Annotated in this window: 16 protein-coding genes; 1 reads left to right on the forward strand and 15 read right to left on the reverse strand. The window is 73.3% G+C overall.

From position 1 onward, the window contains the following. Nucleotides 1-55 precede the first annotated feature (55 nt). From atpA to RF644_RS13190, 11 genes are all read right to left on the reverse strand, one after another. Nucleotides 56-1681, reverse strand: coding sequence for a F0F1 ATP synthase subunit alpha (gene atpA, locus RF644_RS13140; protein WP_017833258.1), 1626 nt, complete (start codon nucleotides 1679-1681; stop codon nucleotides 56-58). Nucleotides 1682-1832: 151 nt separating this feature from the next. Continuing rightward, nucleotides 1833-2645 carry a F0F1 ATP synthase subunit delta gene (locus RF644_RS13145; RefSeq protein WP_368796820.1) on the reverse strand — a complete coding sequence of 271 codons (813 nt, stop codon included), beginning with the start codon at nucleotides 2643-2645 and terminating at the stop codon, nucleotides 1833-1835. Then, nucleotides 2645-3196 (reverse strand): F0F1 ATP synthase subunit B, encoded by a 552-nt coding sequence (locus RF644_RS13150; protein WP_133410898.1) that lies wholly within the window; start codon nucleotides 3194-3196, stop codon nucleotides 2645-2647. The genes RF644_RS13145 and RF644_RS13150 overlap by 1 nt, the downstream gene beginning before the upstream one ends. 47 nt (nucleotides 3197-3243) lie before the next feature. After that, nucleotides 3244-3447 (reverse strand): ATP synthase F0 subunit C, encoded by a 204-nt coding sequence (gene atpE / locus RF644_RS13155; RefSeq protein ID WP_017833261.1) that lies wholly within the window; start codon nucleotides 3445-3447, stop codon nucleotides 3244-3246. Nucleotides 3448-3565: 118 nt separating this feature from the next. Then, entirely contained in the window at nucleotides 3566-4360 is a 795-nt protein-coding gene (atpB, locus tag RF644_RS13160; RefSeq protein ID WP_309057384.1) for a F0F1 ATP synthase subunit A, read from the reverse strand. 33 nt (nucleotides 4361-4393) lie between these two features. Next, complete coding sequence (locus RF644_RS13165) at nucleotides 4394-4783, reverse strand: hypothetical protein (protein WP_368796821.1); 390 nt, start codon at nucleotides 4781-4783, stop codon at nucleotides 4394-4396. After that, nucleotides 4780-5214: a hypothetical protein gene (locus tag RF644_RS13170; protein WP_368796822.1), complete on the reverse strand. Its 435-nt coding sequence runs from the start codon at nucleotides 5212-5214 to the stop codon at nucleotides 4780-4782. Before RF644_RS13170 ends, RF644_RS13165 begins: the two co-directional genes overlap by 4 nt. Further along, nucleotides 5211-6323 (reverse strand): glycosyltransferase family 4 protein, encoded by a 1113-nt coding sequence (locus RF644_RS13175; RefSeq protein ID WP_368796823.1) that lies wholly within the window; start codon nucleotides 6321-6323, stop codon nucleotides 5211-5213. Before RF644_RS13175 ends, RF644_RS13170 begins: the two co-directional genes overlap by 4 nt. Then, nucleotides 6320-8248 (reverse strand): polysaccharide biosynthesis protein, encoded by a 1929-nt coding sequence (locus tag RF644_RS13180; RefSeq protein WP_368796824.1) that lies wholly within the window; start codon nucleotides 8246-8248, stop codon nucleotides 6320-6322. Before RF644_RS13180 ends, RF644_RS13175 begins: the two co-directional genes overlap by 4 nt. Nucleotides 8249-8318: 70 nt before the next feature. Next, nucleotides 8319-9158, reverse strand: coding sequence for a glycosyltransferase (locus tag RF644_RS13185; RefSeq protein WP_368796825.1), 840 nt, complete (start codon nucleotides 9156-9158; stop codon nucleotides 8319-8321). A gap of 4 nt (nucleotides 9159-9162) precedes the next feature. Continuing rightward, entirely contained in the window at nucleotides 9163-10080 is a 918-nt protein-coding gene (locus RF644_RS13190) for a glycosyltransferase (RefSeq protein WP_095651708.1), read from the reverse strand. Between the two features lie 238 nt (nucleotides 10081-10318). Here RF644_RS13190 and RF644_RS13195 point away from each other — a divergent pair, with 238 nt between their 5' ends. After that, nucleotides 10319-11290 carry an NAD(P)-dependent oxidoreductase gene (locus tag RF644_RS13195; protein WP_031283606.1) on the forward strand — a complete coding sequence of 324 codons (972 nt, stop codon included), beginning with the start codon at nucleotides 10319-10321 and terminating at the stop codon, nucleotides 11288-11290. A gap of 49 nt (nucleotides 11291-11339) precedes the next feature. Here the strand turns inward: RF644_RS13195 and RF644_RS13200 are convergent, their stop codons facing one another. From RF644_RS13200 to rho, 4 genes are all read right to left on the reverse strand, one after another. Next, complete coding sequence (locus tag RF644_RS13200; RefSeq protein ID WP_338418592.1) at nucleotides 11340-12383, reverse strand: L-threonylcarbamoyladenylate synthase; 1044 nt, start codon at nucleotides 12381-12383, stop codon at nucleotides 11340-11342. Beyond that, on the reverse strand, nucleotides 12380-13279 hold the full coding sequence (prmC, locus tag RF644_RS13205) for a peptide chain release factor N(5)-glutamine methyltransferase (RefSeq protein ID WP_095651911.1): 900 nt from the start codon (nucleotides 13277-13279) through the stop codon (nucleotides 12380-12382). Before prmC ends, RF644_RS13200 begins: the two co-directional genes overlap by 4 nt. A 13-nt stretch (nucleotides 13280-13292) precedes the next feature. Then, nucleotides 13293-14375, reverse strand: coding sequence for a peptide chain release factor 1 (gene prfA, locus RF644_RS13210; RefSeq protein ID WP_095651910.1), 1083 nt, complete (start codon nucleotides 14373-14375; stop codon nucleotides 13293-13295). Between the two features lie 108 nt (nucleotides 14376-14483). Next, the gene (gene rho, locus RF644_RS13215; protein ID WP_368796826.1) at nucleotides 14484-16721 is read right to left on the reverse strand and encodes a transcription termination factor Rho; all 2238 of its coding nucleotides are present in this window, start codon (nucleotides 16719-16721) and stop codon (nucleotides 14484-14486) included. Between the last annotated feature and the right edge of the window lie 128 nt (nucleotides 16722-16849).

The raw sequence follows: 16849 nt of genomic DNA on the forward strand, positions 1-16849 counted from the left end.
TTCCTTTCGTCACCGTGTCCGGTGCGCCGCCGCGGCGGCGCACCGGACCGACCGGTTACTTCCTGACGATCCGTTCCTGGTCGACCGCTGACGCGTCGAGGGGCTCGTGCTCCTCGTGGCCCGGCTCGATCCCGTGCTTGGTGCCCCGGAAGTCCCGCTTGACCTCGGCGACGGCCGTCTCCAGCGCGGCGACGGCGTCGTCCTCGAGCTTGCCGGAGCCGACGATGGAGTCCATCACGTTGGTGGTGCGGCGCACGTGCTCCAGCAGGGCCTGCTCGAAGTCGAGCACGTCGGCGACCTCCACCTCGTCGAGGTGGCCGTTGGTGCCGGCCCAGATGGACACGACCTGGTCCTCGACCGGATACGGGGTGTACTGCTTCTGCTTCAGCAGCTCCATCAGCCGGGCGCCGCGGGTCAGCTGCTGCCGGGACGCGGGGTCCAGGTCGGAGGCGAACATCGCGAAGGCCTGCATCGAGCGGTAGGACGCCAGCTCGAGCTTCAGCGTGCCGGAGACCTTCTTCATGGCCTTGACCTGCGCGGCGCCGCCGACGCGGGACACCGAGATGCCCACGTCCACGGCCGGTCGCTGGTTGGCGTTGAACAGGTCCGACTGCAGGAAGATCTGGCCGTCGGTGATGGAGATGACGTTGGTGGGGATGAACGCCGAGACGTCGTTGGCCTTCGTCTCGATCATCGGCAGCCCGGTCATCGACCCGGCGCCCAGCTCGTCGGAGAGCTTGGCGCAGCGCTCGAGGAGGCGGGAGTGCAGGTAGAACACGTCGCCCGGGTAGGCCTCGCGTCCCGGCGGGCGGCGCAGCAGCAGCGAGACCGCACGGTAGGCCTCGGCCTGCTTGGACAGGTCGTCGAAGACGATGAGGACGTGCTTGCCGCCGTACATCCAGTGCTGGCCGATGGCCGAGCCGGCGTAGGGGGCGAGGTACTTGATGCCCGCGGCCTCGGAGGCGGGGGCCGCCACGATGGTCGTGTACTCCAGGGCCCCGTTGTCCTCGAGGGTCTGGCGCACGCCGGCGATGGTGGACGCCTTCTGGCCCACGGCCACGTAGATGCAGCGCACCTGCTTGTTGACGTCGCCGGACTCCCAGTTGGCGCGCTGGTTCAGGATGGCGTCCACGGCGATGGCCGTCTTGCCCGTCTGCCGGTCGCCGATGAGGAGCTGGCGCTGGCCGCGGCCGATCGGGATCATCGCGTCGATGGCCTTGATGCCGGTCTGCAGGGGCTCGTGGACCGACTTGCGCATGGTCACGCCGGGCGCCTGGGTCTCGAGGGCGCGGCGGCCCTCGGCCTCGATGGGGCCGAGGTCGTCGATGGGCGTGCCCAGCGGGTCGACCACGCGGCCGAGGAAGGCGTCGCCCACGGGCACGGAGAGGACCTCCCCGGTCCGCTGGACCTCCTGGCCCTCCTCGATGCCGCGGAAGTCGCCGAGGATCACGACGCCGATGTCGCGGGTGTCGAGGTTCTGCGCGAGGCCGAGGACGCCGTTCTCGAAGCGCAGCAGCTCGTTGGCCATGACCGAGGGCAGGCCTTCGACCCGCGCGATGCCGTCGGAGGCGCTGCTGACGCGGCCGACCTCGGTTCGTTCTGCGGTGCCGGGCTCGTAGGACGCGGCGAATTCGCTCAGCGCGCTACGGACGTCGTCGGCATTGATGGTGACTTCGGACATGTCCTGTCCCTGCTCTCCTAGTTCGTGATCACTGCCGTCAGCGGTGACCGTGAGTCCAAATCTGTGGCGGAACGCTGCGCTGGTCCACCGGCTGCTGCCGTTCGGCCGGTGGGGCGCCCGCCCGCGGCGGCGTCGTGGGCGCCCCCGGCGCTCAGGCGCCGATCCGCTGGCGCAGCTCGTCGAGCCGGGCCGCGACGGAACCGTCGATGACCTCCTCGCCGACCTGCACCTTGAGCCCGCCGAGCAGCGCCGGATCGACGTCCACGGTGAGCTTGAGGTCCTTGCCGTACAGCGTGTTCAGCTGCTGCTGCAGCCGGCCGCGCTGGTCCTCGGTCAGCGGTCGCGACGTGGTCACGTGCGCGATCCACCGCTGCCGGCGGGCCGCCACCTCCTCCGCGAAGCGCTCGACCAGACGGCCGACCAGGGCTCCGCGCGGCGAGAGCACGGCCTGCTCCACGAGGAGCAGTGCCTCGTCCGAGGCGCCCGGGGTCAGCCGGTGCGCCAGTCGCGTCTTGGCCTCGACCCCGGCGCGCTGGTCGCTGAGGGCGCGCTGCAGCTCGTGCGAGCCGTCCAGCACCCCCTTGAACGCGATCAGCTGGTCAACGACCTGCTCGAGGCCCTGGAGTCCGGCGCGGTTCTCGGCGGACGCCGCGGTGAGGGACACCCCGGCGTGCTCGAGGGCGTCGGCGAACTCGCGGTCGTCGCTCCAGCGCCGACCGGCGAGGTGCGCGACGATCTCCACGGCGTCCGGGGAGACCTTGTCGGCGAAGATCCGGCGCACGACCTGCTCGCGCCGCGGCCCCTCGTAGGAGGGGTCGGCCAGCGCACGCCGCAGGGCGCCGTTCTCGTCGAGGATGGCGAGCACGGCGAACAGCTCACGGGCGAGCGCGGGGCTGGCGGAGCCGGCCCAGCGCTCGACCTCACGAGCGCTCTGCTGGGTGAATTCGTTCGTTGCGTCTGCCATTACCGCGCCGCACCTGCGTTCCGCTCCTGCTCCTGCTCGAGGTCGGCGAGGAAACGGTCGACCACCCGGTTGGACCGGGCGTCGTCGTCGAGGGACTCGCCCACGATCTTCGCCGCGAGCGTGGTCGCCAGGGCGCCCACCTCGTTGCGCAGGGAGACCACGGCCGCCGAGCGCTCCGCCTCGATGGTGCGGTGGGCGTTCTCGGTGATGCGCGCCGACTCGGCGTTCGCCCGGTCCTTGAAGTCCGCGAGGATCTTCTCCCCCTCGAGGCGGGCCTCCTCGCGGATCTTCTGAGCTTCCAGGCGCGCGCTCTCGAGCTGCTGGTTGTACTCGTCGCGGGCGGCGGCGGCCTCGGCCTGCGCGGCCTTCGCCTTGGCCAGGCCACCTTCGATGGCCTCGGTGCGCTCACGGTAGACCCGCTCGAACGCCGGCACGACGAACTTGACGACGAGGAAGAGCAGGATCAGGAACCCGATGAGGGTGATCGCCACTTCCCACAGGTTGGGGACGAGGGGGTTCGCCCCTTCCTCGGCTGCCAGCAAGAGTGTCATGTGCGCGATTCCTGTTCTCTAGGAAGGACTTGTACGGGATGCGCCACTCAGGCGATGAACGCGAGCACGAAGCCCAGAATCGCGAGCGCCTCGACCACGGCGAAGCCGAAGAACAGCATCGGCTGGAGCACGCGCTGCGACTCCGGCTGGCGGGCGACGGACTGCATGTACGCGGCGAAGATCAGACCCACGCCGATGCCGCCGCCGATGGCAGCCAGACCGTAACCGATAGCACTGAGCGAACCAGTCATGAGGGGTATTTCCTTTCTAGGTGCCCGGGGGCCGGGCGTCGTAGCCGTGTCGGCTCTGAACATTTCGGGGATGGACTGCGGGGGTCCGGCCGGGGCCGGACCGCTTCTTCCACCGGTGTCAGTGGCCCTCTTGCAGGGCGCCCTGGACGTACACGGCGAAGAGGAGGGTGAAGATGTAGGCCTGGAGGACCTGGATCAGGATCTCCAGGAAGTAGATGAACACGCCGAGCACCGTGGAGCCCACGGAGACGATGCTGAGCAGGCCGCCGTTGGTGATGAGGTAGGCGGTCATCGAGGCCGCGACCATCAGGGCGAGGTGGCCGGCGAACATCGTGGCGAACACACGCAGGGCGTGCGTGACGGGGCGGATGATCAGGTTCGAGAGGAACTCGATCGGGATGAGGAAGACGTACAGGGCCTTCGGGACGTCCGGCGGCATGGTCATCTTGCTCATGAACCCGCCGAGGCCGTGGCGCTTGATGCCCATGAACACCCAGGTGACGTAGGCGATCCCGGCGAGGGCGTAGGCGGAGCCGGCGTGGGAGAGCGTCGGCAGCTGCAGCACCGGGATGGAGCCGAAGAGGTTGTTCACCAGGATGAAGAAGAAGAACGTGAACAGCAGCGGGACGTAGGGGCGGAACTCCTTCTCACCGATGATGTCCCGGCCGAGGTGGTTGCGCACGAACCCGTAGCCGCTCTCGGCGAGGTACTGGGACTTCGACGGGACGAGCGCGTTGCGGCGGATGGCCCACATGAAGAAGCCGGCGATCAGGACGACCGACAGGAGGACCAGCACCATCTGCTTGCCGAAGCCGAAGGAGCCCACCTCGAAGAAGTAGGGCAGGTGCATCTCGTCGACGGTCGGGGCGGTGAATCCTCCGGTGGCGGGGAGCCTGATGAGGGCGGCGTTCAATGCGGGTCCTTTCTGCAGTGCTCTGGCCGGTGGTCACGGTCGGGGCGCCGAGTCCGGGCCGGACTGGTGCGGGTTGTGAGGATCTGCACCGTCGGAGGACGGACTCCGACGGAGTCCCTCCTGCATGTGGAGGTACACGACGTAGATCCCGGACGCGGCGCCGATGCACGCTCCCAGGACCACGATCCACCGGGTTCCCAGCACGCGATCCGCCCCCCACCCTACCAAACTCCAGAACCCCATCCCGATCACCACGTAGAGGAGTGTCGTGAGGCCTCCGGAGAGCCCTCCGCCCTCCACGAGCTCCCCCGCGGTGCGCAGTCCGGGGCGCTCCGCGGGCCCGTCCTGCGGGGCCCCGGGGCCCTCCTCCGGCGGGGGCGTCCCGTCCGGGCGGGCCGGGTCGTCGCGGTCATCCGCGCTCATGGTCGTCCGTGCTCATGGTCGTCCTGCTTCCTCTCGTCCGGGGTCCTGCCGTCGTGCGTGCCGTCGCCGGCGGGGCCGGGTGCGCCCGGGCCGTCCGGGTGCTCGGCCGCCGCCCGCCGCCGGGCCTCCAGCACCGGTCCCAGGGCGGTGCGGGTGTCGCGGGCGCCGGCGCGGGCCGCGAGCGCCAGCGAGACGACGAGCGCGGCCAGCACCCCGGCCGCGACCCAGCCCGGGACCAGCCAGCCGGGGGCCGGCACGGTGAGCAGGACCCAGCCGAGCAGGAGCACCTTCAGCACGTACGTCGCGGCGAGCACGGGGGCGGCGACCGGCCCGTCCGTCCCGGCGGTGGCCCGCGCCACGAGTACGGTCACCAGGTGGCTCGCGGCGATCAGCCCCGCGCCGAGCAGGACGCTGAGCAGGGCCGCGCTCACGGGCGGGTCCCCGTTCGGGAGCGGACGCCCGCACGGCGCCCGAGCAGCGCGGGCAGCACCAGGTAGAGCGCGAGCACCGCCAGCACGAACGCGCCGGCCACGGCCGTGGCGACGGGCCCCGTGCGCAGGCCCACGACCGAGGCGACGCTGACGAGGATGGTCGCGGCCGTGACGACGAGCGCGGAGCCCGTGTGGGACAGGCCCACGTCGGTGAGCTGCTGGTAGACGTGCTGGCGGTGCGGCCGGTACCAGGCCTCCCCCGCGCGGACGCGGCGGAGCAGGGTCACGGAGGTGTCGGCCACGTAGACCGCGAGCGGAGGCAGGAGGTACTCGACGTAGACGCCGGAGAGGAAGGCCGCGACCGCGATGCCGGCCAGCGAGCCGCCCAGCAGGTAGGAGCCCACGTCGCCGAGGAACACGGTGCCGCGGCCGAGGTTCCAGGGCAGGAACCCGGCGAAGCCGCCCGCCACGGCCAGGCCGGCGGCGATCATCCACGGCAGGTCGTTGGAGGCGCCGGCCCAGGCGTACAGCAGCCCCGCGGCGAGGCCGTGCAGCCCCGAGATGCCGTTGATCCCGTCCATGAAGTTGGCCATGTTCACGTAGGCGGCGATCGCGAGGGTGCCCACGGGCAGCCACCAGGCGGAGGTGCCGAGCACCGCGACCAGGACGGCCGTGGCGGCCAGGCCGATGCCCAGCTGCGCGGCCAGGCGCGCCCGCACGGACACGCCCCGGTAGTCCTCGGCCCAGCCGAGGGCGGCGAACAGCCCGGTCACGGCCAGGACCACGAGCGCGACGGAGCGGTCGACCTCGATCGCGCCGGTGAGCAGGGCGGAGCCGTAGGCGGCGAGCACGGCGAGGGCCACGGCCAGGCCCATGCCCCGCACGACCGTGCGGTGGTGGGAGGAGCGCTCGTTGGGGACGTCGAGCACGCCCCACCGGGCGAGCAGCGGCTTGACGGCCAGGGGCAGCAGGAGGCTGAGCACGAGGGCAGGGACACCGACCGTGAGGACGAGCTCCCCGAGCCGGCGCAGCTCCTCCGGGTCGGGGGCGGCGCCCGGGTCGGTGAGGTCGAGCCCGGCGGGGAGCAGCACGACCGGGGCCGGGCTCACGACGCCCGCCCCGAGGAACTGCGCGGGCGCTGGACCGACGTGGGCGGCGGCTGCGTGGACGGTCTGACGACGGGGATCGTGCCCGTGTAGACCATGCCGCCGCGCACCTTCCAGGTGTGCCGGTCCAGCTGGGCGGGGTCGAGGCGGTCGGCGCGCGCGTGGGAGATCTTGGGGTGGAAGGGCCGCTCGTCCTTCTCGCCGAGGCCGATGAGGTCCTCGTGCAGCTTCTCCCCCGGGCGCAGCCCGGTGATCTCGATCTCGATGTCCTCGCGCCCGCTCATCACGCGCAGCCGCTCGGCGATGTCCATGATCCGCACGGGCTCGCCCATGTCCAGGATCAGCACCTCGCCGCCGCGGGCGATCGCCCCCGCCTGGATCACGAGCTGGCAGGCCTCCGGGATGGTCATGAAGTAGCGGGTGGCCTCCGCGTGCGTCACCGTGATCGGGCCGCCCTGCCGGATCTGCTCGGTGAAGAGGGGGAGCATCGAGCCCCGGGAGCCGAAGACGTTGCCGAAGCGCACCGAGACGTACCGGCGCCCGGTGCGGTCCGCCATCCACGCCGTGAGCTTCTCGGCGACGCGCTTGGAGTGGCCCAGGGCCGTGGTGGGGTTGGCGGCCTTGTCGGTCGAGATGTTGACGAAGACCTCGACCTCCGCCTCCTCCGCGGCCTGCAGCACGTTGAGGGTGCCGACGACGTTGGTCTTCCACGCCTCGTCCGGGTACTGCTCGAGCAGGGAAACGTGCTTGAGGGCGGCCGCGTGGAAGACCACCTGGGGGCGGCGGTCGCGGAAGATCGTCCCGACCGACTCCGGGTCGCGGATGTCGGCGAGGACGGTGTCGCGGCCGTCGAGCAGGCCGCGCCCCGTGATGGAGATCTGGGTGCCCTGCAGCGCGGACTCGTCGCGGTCCACCATGATCAGCTCGGCGGGCTCGAAGCCGACGAGCTGGCGGCACAGCTCGGAGCCGATGGAGCCGCCGGCGCCGGTCACCAGGACGCGGCGGCCCTTCACGTAGCCGGCGATCTCCTCGACGTCGATGTCGACGGGGCGGCGGCCGATGAGGTCCTCCATGCTGATGTCCCGGAAGTCCGCGCCCTGGTGCTTGGCGGTGAGCACCTCGCCGAGCGGGGGCATGGTCATGACCCGGATCCCGGTGCCGGCCACGGCGTCCGCGACCCGGTGCATGATCCGGGGGTCCGCGCCGGACATCGCCACGATCAGCACCGAGGCGCGGGTGCGGGCCATGACGTCGCGGAGGTCGTGCAGGGTGCCGAGCACGGGCACGGAGGAGATCCGCAGGTGCTTCTTGGCGGGGTCGTCGTCGAGCAGGGCCACGGGCAGGAACTCCGAGTGCGGGTCCTGCATCATCCGCTGGATGAGGAAGGTCCCGAGGTAGCCGGCGCCGTAGACCACCACGTGCTGGGCGGAGGCGCCCGGACGGGCGGAGGCCTCCTGGTACATCCGCTTGAGGTAGCGGAAGGCGGCCATGAACAGGCACGCGAAGGGGAACGCGATGAGGGCGGTGGAGCGCGGGATGCCGATGCTCGTGCCCACCACGAGGAGCAGCACCTGGACCACGGCCGTGACGATGAGGGTGACCACCACGAGGAGCTTGGCCTCGTCGAAGCTGCCGAAGGAGTACCGCCCCTTGTACAGGGCGAAGGAGAAGCCGACGACGAGCTGGGCGGCCACGGCCACGAGGGACACCAGCAGCAGCCCGGGGGCGCTGATGAACTGGAGCTCCATCTCGTAGCGCAGCACCAGGGCGAGCACGAGGGCCACGACCCAGGCGACGGAGTCCAGCAGCATCTGGATCCACAGCCACGCCACGGGCCTGTCCTGCGGGGCGCCGCGGGGCGGGAACCCCGCGGCGGGACCCCCGGGGGGCACCGCCGTGCCGGCGGTGCGCTCGGGCGAACCACTCATCGCAAAAGTTCCTTTCGTGGTCGGTGCCGGAGCCGGGGGGCCGGGCGGGGAGGGTGCCGGTGCGGGACGGTCAGCGGCGGGGTGCGCCGACCATGGCCCGGTAGGCGAGCTCCCGGAGCCGGGTGGGGACGAACCGGTAGCCGCCGCGCACCACCACGTTGCGCACCCATTGTAGGAAACCGACGTGGCCGATCCCGCGCAGGCGGGCCTGGAGGGCGAGCTCCGCGCGGAGCACGCGCCACCCGCCGCGCCGCTCGTAGGAGCCCGCCGAGACCCGGTAGCCGACCAGCGGTTCGGCCACGTTGCGCACGTCGGCGCCCGCGCGCAGCATCCGCACCCACAGCCAGTAGTCCTCGGCCAGGGGCACGTGCTCGTAGCCGCCGGCCGCCCGCACCGCCGAGCGCCGGAACACCACCGTCGGGTGGCTCACGGGGTTGCGGCGCCGGGAGACGGAGAGGATGTCCCGCTCCCCCACCGGGGCGCGGCGCAGGGCGATCGGGGTCCGCTCGTCGTCGCCGATCTCGTGCATCGACGAGCCCACCAGGTCGGCCCCGGCCTCGATCACGGGCAGCTGCACCGCGAAGCGGCGGGGGTAGGAGACGTCGTCGGCGTCGGCGCGGGCCACCACGTCGTGCCGGCACCGGTCCAGACCGGCGGTGAGCGCCGCGGTGAGGCCCTCGTTGCGCTCCAGGTCGACCCGCACCACGGGCACGGGGAGCTCGCGCACCAGGCGGTCCAGCTCGGCCTCCAGCGCCGCGGGGACGGGGCCGTCCCGCACGACGACGAGCTCGGCGGGCCGGCGCCGCTGCTCGACGGTGGCCGACTCGGCCGCCCGGCGCACCCGCTCCGCGGTGTCGGCGCGGTAGACGGGCATGAGCACGGAGAACTCGAGCGCGGGGTGCGGGCTCACGGGGTCACCGCGGCCCGCCGAAGCCGCGGCCGCGCATCCCGCCGGCGTAGCGGCTCGCCCAGGACGCGAGACCGCGCACGTCCCGCCGGCGGAGGTAGAAGAGGGGGTAGCCGACGAGGTCGGCCCCGAGCTGGACGACCCGCTTGTACCGCCACGTGGTCCAGCCCCGGTTGCGGAAGAAGTGCTCGCGCTTGAACTCCGTCCCGGGCACCACGACCTTGAGCCGGCCGGGGACCACGACGTGCTCCTCGTCCCAGCCCGGCGGGTGCGCCACGGCGGTGCGGGTGGTGGTGCCGAAGGGCAGCCCGGAGCGGCGCAGCCGCACCAGGAAGTCGACCTCGTCGCCGCGCAGGAAGAGCTTGAGGTCCGGCAACCCGACCGTGAAGAAGACGTGCTCGGCCATCAGGGCGCCGTTGAAGAAGGTGGCGTAGCCGGGCAGGAAGCCGAGCGGCTCCAGGTCCGCCCGGGAGTGGGTCATCCGCCCCTCGAGGCGGTAGGAGAAGGCCAGAGCGCCGTGGTCCTGGGGTGCCACGACGAGCGGGGAGACGACCGACAGCTCCCGCCGCGCGGCCTCCTGCAGGAGGATCTCGAGGCAGTCGGGGCCCTCCGGGTGGGCGTCGTCGTCCATGAGCCACACCCGGTCGGCACCGGTGGCGAGCGCGGTCAGGATCGCGAGGGAGAACCCGCCGGCCCCGCCCAGGTTGGCGAGGGAGCGCACGAGCTCGAGCGCGAACCGGCCGCCGATCGCCTCCTCGAGCACCTCCCGCGGCAGCGCCTCGCGCCCCGCGTCGACGAGGCACAGGGAGGCGACGGGCACCGTCTGCTCCCGCAGCGCGGCGACGAGCGCGAGGACGTCCTCGTGCCGGTCCTGGGTCACGCAGGCCACCGCCACCGTGGGGGTGGGCGTGGGGTCGGACGGCATGCGGCTCCTCCAGGGGGTGACGGGCTGTGCGGTGACGGGCAGTGCGGGAACGGGTGCGGGGTCCGGCACGGTGCCGCGGGCGGGCGCCGGAACGTGCCGAGTCTAGCAAGCGGTGCCCGGGCGGCCGGGCCGGCGGGCCGCGTCGCCCCGCCCCGGCGGTGGGCCGGTCTGTACGATGAGCGCAGGAATCCGGGCCCGGACGACGGCGACCGGAAGCGACCGGCAGAGAGGAAGCACCGTGACATCGACGACGTGGGCAGTCCTGGGAGCGACGGGGTTCGTGGGTTCCGCGACCGTGGCCCGGCTGCAGGCGGACGGCCAGACGGTGGTCCCGGTCTCCGCGCCGCGGCTGGGGTCCGGGGCGCGCACGGTCCACCACCTGCTCCAGCAGGCCGGCCGGCTCGAGTCCGTCATCGACTACCTCGCCGAGTCCTTCGCCGGTGCCCACGTGGTCGTCAACGCGGCGGGCCTGGCGGCCCCGGACCAGACGCACGAGGAGTCCCTCGTGGGGGCGAACGCGCTGTTGCCGGTGCTCGTGGCGCTCGCGGCGCGCCGCACGAGCGTGCGCCGGATCGTGCACGTCAGCTCCGCGGCCGTCCAGGGCGACGTCGACGTCCTCGACGAGACGCCCACGGTCCGACCGTTCTCCCCCTACTCCTTCTCCAAGGCCCTCGGCGAGAGCGCGCTCCTGAAGCTGCGCCGCGACTGGGCGGGCGAGGACGGGGCGCCCGCGATCACGGTGCTGCGCGCGACCTCGGTGCAGGGCTCCGGCCGGCGCACCACCGCGCGGCTGGCCCGTTTCGCGTCCTCACCGCTGAGCTCGGTGGCCGGCGACGGCGGCGCGCCCACCCCGGTGACGTCCGTGCACGCCCTGGCCGAGTTCGTCTCCCGGGTCGGACGCCACGGGGAGGCGCTGCCGCCGGTCGTGCTGCAGCCCTGGGAGGGCGCCACGACCGGCTCCATCCTGCGGGACGCGGGCCGCCGGGAGCCGCGCCACCTCCCCGTGCTGCTGTGCCGGCTCGTCGTGGACGCCGGGTTCGCGGTCTCGGCCCTGGCCGGGCACCGGTGGCACGGCGTGTTCCGCCGGCTCGAGGTCACCTGGTTCGGTCAGCGCCAGGTGCGCGGCTGGGCGGAGGAGCACGACGCGGTCCCCGAGCCGCGGATCAGCGAGGTCCTGCGCCAGGCGCACCTGGCCGCCGGCCGGGGCTGAGCCCAGCAGAGCTGCTCGGGGCCGCGCCGGGCGGCTCCCGGGACGGTGCTCAGGCCTCGCCGCTGCCGCGCGCCACGAGCCGGGCGGCCTCCTCGACCGGCAGCGGCCGCGGCTGCCCCGGCGCCCCGGGCCGCTGGACGCGGGTGCGGTCCTGGTCCACGGCCGGGCGCGCGCCCGCCGCGGAGCGCGCCACGAGCGCGGCGGCCAGGCCCTGCGCCGTCGCGGCCCGCGCCGGCCCGGGCACCGGGGGCTGCCGGTCCGCGGGTGCGGCCGCGCCCTCCGGGTCGGCGGGCTCCGCCGCGGGCGGCACGGCCTCCGGATCGGGCTCGCTCACGGCGTGCGATCCCGAGGCCGCCGGGCGGCCGGCGCCGGGCTCCGCGGGACCCGCACCCGGGGCGGGGGCGCTGTCGAGCTCCTCGTCGCCGTCCGCCGGCACCACCGAGGGCACCACCGAGCGCAGCCGGGCCAGGCTCACGGTGCCGTGGCGCACCAGCAGCGGGGTCTCCCCCGTGCAGTCCACGATCGTGGAGGGGACCGGGTCCCGGTCGGCCGGTCCGCCGACGGGCCGCGGGCCGCCGTCCAGGTAGAGCTCCACGGAGTCCCCGAGCATGTCCACCGCGGCCCCGGCCGTCGACGCGGCCGGGTGGCCGGTGCGGTTGGCCGAGGACACGGCCAGCGGGCCGCTCTCGATGAGCAGCGCCTGGGCGAGCTCGTCGTCGGGCACCCGCAGGGCCACGGTCCCGTGGGTCTCCCCCAGGTCCCAGCCCAGCGAGGGGTGGGAGTGGAAGATCAGGGTCAGACCGCCGGGCCAGAAGGCCCGGGCCAGCGCGCGGGCGTCGTCGGAGACCTCGTCGGCCAGGCCGTCGAGCACCCCGGCGTGGGCGATGAGCACGGGCGGGGGCATGGCCCGGGACCGGCCCTTGGCGGCGAGCAGGGTCGCGACGCCCCGGGCGGAGAACGCGTTGGCCCCGATCCCGTAGACGGTGTCGGTGGGCAGGACCACGCACGCGTCGGCCGCGAGGGCGCGCGCGGCGTGCTTGAGCCCGGCGGTGCGCTGGGCGATGCTGCTGCAGTCGTAGACGGTGGAGTTCACGGCGTCCATTCTCCCATTCCGGTCGTGCGGGCGCGGCCCTGAACGGGCGTCCGGCCGGCCGTGGCCCGGTCCCGGCCCGTCAGGTCCTGGTGGCCCTCGACGTCCTCGAGGCCCGCGGCGCGGAAGGCGTGCGCCACGGCGCGGGCCTGCACCTCGGCGTGCTCCATGACGAAGAACCCCCCGGGGCGCAGCAGCCGCAGGGCCGAGGCCAGGGCCGCCCGCGGGAGGTCGAGCCCGTCCTCCCCGCCCCCGTACAGGGCGAGGTCGGGGTCGTGCTCCCGGGCCTCCGGCTCGCGCGGGACCGCGTCCGCGGGGATGTACGGCGGATTGGAGACCACCACGTCGCAGCGTCCCTCGAGCTCCGGGAACGCGGTGCGCAGGTCGCCCCGGACGAGCTCCGCGCGCGTCCCGCGCAGGTTCTCGGCCGCCCAGGCGTGGGCGGTCCCGGAGAGCTCCACGGCGTGCACGCGGGCCTGCGGCACCTCGTGGGCCACCGAGGCGGCGATCGCCCCGGAGCCCGTGCCCAGGTCCACCACGTGCGGGCGGTGCACGCCCGCGGCCAGCTGCTCGCGCAGCTCGTCGACCACGGCCTGCACCACGGTCTCCGTCTCGGGCCGGGGCACGAACACCCCGGGCCCGACCGCCAGCGTCAGGTAGCGGAAGTGGGCGACGCCCGTGAGGTGCTGCAGCGGGATCCGGCGGGCGCGCTCGGCCACGAGCTCCGCGTACCCCGCGGGCTCGTCCCCGCCGATGATGGCTCTCGCCTCGACCTCCCCCCGGGACAGCCCGGTGAGGTGGCCGGCGAGCAGCAGCGCGTCGGTGCGCGCGGAGTCGATCCCCGCCTCGGCGAGCACCTGCTCCGCCCAGCGCACCGCCTGGCCCAGTGACCTCGTCATCCCGGGGCCCCGCTCAGCCGTCCTGCTGGCCGATGGCCTCGAGCTGGGCCTGCTCGTCCATCTCGATGGCCGAGCGCACGACCGGCTCGAGGTCCCCCGCCATGACGTGGTCGAGGTTGTACGCCTTGTACCCGGTGCGGTGGTCGTTGATCCGGTTCTCGGGAAAGTTGTAGGTGCGGATCCGCTCGGACCGGTCCATGGTCCGGACCTGGGAGCGGCGCTGCGCGGCGTTGTCCGCGTCGATCTGCTCCTGCTGGTGGGCCAGGATGCGGGCGCGCAGCACCCGCATCGCGGCCTCGCGGTTCTGCAGCTGCGACTTCTCGTTCTGCATCGCCACCACGATGCCGGTGGGCAGGTGGGTGATGCGGACCGCGGAGTCCGTGGTGTTCACGGACTGGCCGCCGGGCCCGGAGGAGCGGTAGACGTCGATCTTCAGGTCGTTCTGGCTGATCTCGACCTCCTCGGGCTCGTCGACCTCCGGGAAGACGAGCACCGCCGCGGCGGAGGTGTGGATCCGGCCCTGCGACTCGGTGACGGGCACGCGCTGGACGCGGTGCACCCCGCCCTCGTACTTCAGCCGCGCCCACACGCCCTCGGCGGGGTCCGTGGCGTTCGACTTGATCGCGACCTGCACGTCCTTGTAGCCGCCCAGGTCGGAGTCGTTGGTCGAGATGAACTCGGTCTTCCAGCCGCGGGACTCCGCGTACTTGAGGTACATGCGCAGCAGGTCCCCGGCGAAGAGCGCGGACTCGTCGCCGCCCTCCCCCGCCTTGACCTCGAGGATCACGTTGCGCCCGTCGTCGGGGTCGCGCGGGACGAGCAGCCGGCGCAGCTTCTCGCGGGCCGCCGCGAGCTGCTCCTCGAGGGCCGGGATCTCCTCCGCGAACTCGGGCTCCTCGGCGGCGAGCTCGCGCGCCGCCCCCAGGTCCTCCTCGAGGCGGTGCACCCGGTGGTGGGCCTCGACGATGCCGTTGAGCTCGGCGTAGCGGCGCCCGAGCTTGCGCGCCCTGCCCTGCTCCGCGTGCACGGCGGGGTCGGCGAGCTGGCGCTGCAGCTCGGCGTGCTCGTCGAGCAGGGACTGGATGGGATCCGGCATGGGGCGCTCCTTCGGAGGCGGCGGAGAGGGTCGGGCGGTGGTGGGCACGACGACGCCGCCGCGGCCCCGTCCGGTCGAACCGGTCGGGGCCGCGGCGGCGGGGGCGTGCTAGCGGTCGCTCTCGGCGCGGGCCGACAGCGTGGTCTTCTGCACCTGGAGCAGGAACTCGGTGTTGGACTGGGTGTCCCGCAGCTTGTTCGTGAGCAGCTCGAGGGCCTGCTGCTGGTCGAGCCCGGAGAGGACGCGGCGCAGCTTCCACATGATCTTGATCTCGTCCGGGGAGAGGAGGTTCTCCTCGCGGCGGGTGCCCGAGGAGTTGACGTCCACGGCCGGGTAGATCCGCTTGTCCGCGAGCGAGCGGGACAGGCGCAGCTCCATGTTGCCGGTGCCCTTGAACTCCTCGAAGATGACCTCGTCCATCTTGGACCCGGTCTCCACGAGGGCGGTCGCGAGGATCGTGAGCGAGCCGCCGTTCTCGATGTTGCGGGCCGCCCCGAAGAACTTCTTCGGCGGGTACAGCGCCGCGGAGTCCACGCCGCCGGAGAGGATGCGGCCGGAGGCGGGGGCCGAGAGGTTGTAGGCACGGCCCAGGCGGGTCATGGAGTCCAGGAGGACCACCACGTCCATGCCCATCTCCACGAGCCGCTTGGCGCGCTCGATCGCGAGCTCGGCGACCGTGGTGTGGTCGTCCGCCGGGCGGTCGAAGGTCGAGGCGATGACCTCGCCCTTGACCGTGCGCTGCATGTCCGTGACCTCCTCGGGGCGCTCGTCGACGAGCACCATCATGAGGTGGACCTCGGGGTTGTTCGTGGTGATCGCGTTGGCGATCGCCTGCAGCATCAGCGTCTTGCCGGCCTTCGGCGGGGAGACGATCAGCCCGCGCTGGCCCTTGCCGATGGGGGCGACGAGGTCGACGACGCGGGGCCCGATCTTCTTGGGCTCCGTCTCGAGGCGCAGGCGCTCCTGCGGGTACAGCGGGATCAGCTTCCCGAAGTCCACGCGGTCCTTGTTCTCCTCGGTCTTCTTGCCGTTGACCGTGGTGAGCTGGACCAGCGCGTTGAACTTCTGCCGCGTGGCGTTCTGCTGCTCGCCGTCGCGGGGGGCGCGGATGGCGCCGACCACGGCGTCGCCCTTGCGCAGGTTGTGCTTCTTGACCTGGGCGAGGCTGACGTAGACGTCGTTCGGGCCGGGGAGGTAGCCGGAGGTGCGCACGAACGCGTAGTTGTCGAGCACGTCCAGGATGCCGGCGACGGGCAGCAGGACGTCGTCCTCGGTGAACTCCGTGTCGTCGACCTCGGGGCCGGTGCTGCGCCCGCGGCGGTTGCGCCGCTCGTTGCGCTCGGCGCGGTCGTTGCGGTCGCTGCGGTCCCGGTCGCGGTCGTTGCGGTTGCGGTTGCGACGGCTGCGGCGGCTGCCGCCGTCGTCCTGACGGTTGTCCTGACCCCGGTTGTCCTGACCGCCCTTGTCCTGCCGGTTGTCCTGGCCGCCCTTGTCCTGGCGGCTGTCCTGGCGGTTGTCCTGGCCGCCCTTGTCCTGCCGGTTGTCCTGGCCCTTGCCGTCCTGGGACTTCCCGCCCTCGGACCGGCCGTCGCGCCGGCCGCGGCCGTCGCCCCGGTCCTGGCCACCCTTGTCCTGGCGGTTGTCCTGGCCCCGGTTGTCCTGGCCGCGGTTCTGGTTGCGGCTCCGGTCCTGCTTCGGCTGGTCGTCGTCACGGCCCTCGGCGGAGGAGCGCGCCTCGTCGGTCTCCTGCCCGGAGTCCTGGCCGCCGTTGCCCTGGCCGTTGTCGTCGCGGTTGCGGTTGCGGCGGCTGCGGTTGCGGTTGCGGCCGCCCTCGCCCTCGGCGCCGGAGGAGTCCTCGGCGGGAGCGGGCTGGTCGGCCGGCTGCTGCTCGGTGGCGCCCTGCGCCGCGGTCTGCTGGGCGGCGTCCTGCTGCTCGGAGCCCTGCTGCGCGGGGACGGACACCACACCGGTGCTCGTGGCGCGGCGGGAGCGCGAGCGCCGCTGCGGCTGGCCGCCGTCGGCGCCCTGCGCGGCGGAGGAGTCCTCGCCGGTCGTGGCGGCGGCCGGGGCGGCGCCCTGGTCGGCGCCGCCGTCGGCGGTCTTCTCGACCGTCTGCGCGATCTTCTGCTCGACGGCCTGGTCCCGGTCGGCGACGGCGCCGCCGCGCTGGTGGGCGGCGATCGCGTCGACCAGCAGGCTCTTGCGCATCCGGCGGGCGCCGGTGATCCCGAGCTGGGAGGCGAGCGCCTGCAGCTGGGCCAGCTTGAGCGCGGACAGTCCCGCGTTCCGGGGGTCGCTGGTGGTGGTCTCTTCCGTACCTGTGGAAAGGTCGGTGGTCTCGGTCACGAAGTGTCCTTCTCCCTCGGTGGGGGGCCCATGGATCTCAGAGTCCAGGACCGTGGATGGTTCCCGGCGGGCCGCGATCGCGGGCCGCCTGCGGCGGGGCGCACTTCAGGGCGCGGCAGCCTGGGCGA

The organism is Kocuria sp. CPCC 205258 (genome assembly GCF_040981005.1).
GTDB lineage: Bacteria > Actinomycetota > Actinomycetes > Actinomycetales > Micrococcaceae > Kocuria > Kocuria rosea.

Bases quoted from the DNA above. Each gene is read 5' to 3' on its own strand.
- atpA (WP_017833258.1), bottom strand. From the start codon at position 1,681: ATGTCCGAAGTCACCATCAATGCCGACGACGTCCGTAGCGCGCTGAGC.
- RF644_RS13145 (WP_368796820.1), bottom strand. From the start codon at position 2,645: ATGGCAGACGCAACGAACGAATTCACCCAGCAGAGCGCTCGTGAGGTC.
- RF644_RS13150 (WP_133410898.1), bottom strand. From the start codon at position 3,196: ATGACACTCTTGCTGGCAGCCGAGGAAGGGGCGAACCCCCTCGTCCCC.
- atpE (WP_017833261.1), bottom strand. From the start codon at position 3,447: ATGACTGGTTCGCTCAGTGCTATCGGTTACGGTCTGGCTGCCATCGGC.
- RF644_RS13165 (WP_368796821.1), bottom strand. From the start codon at position 4,783: ATGAGCGCGGATGACCGCGACGACCCGGCCCGCCCGGACGGGACGCCC.
- RF644_RS13180 (WP_368796824.1), bottom strand. From the start codon at position 8,248: ATGAGTGGTTCGCCCGAGCGCACCGCCGGCACGGCGGTGCCCCCCGGG.
- RF644_RS13190 (WP_095651708.1), bottom strand. From the start codon at position 10,080: ATGCCGTCCGACCCCACGCCCACCCCCACGGTGGCGGTGGCCTGCGTG.
- prmC (WP_095651911.1), bottom strand. From the start codon at position 13,279: ATGACGAGGTCACTGGGCCAGGCGGTGCGCTGGGCGGAGCAGGTGCTC.
- prfA (WP_095651910.1), bottom strand. From the start codon at position 14,375: ATGCCGGATCCCATCCAGTCCCTGCTCGACGAGCACGCCGAGCTGCAG.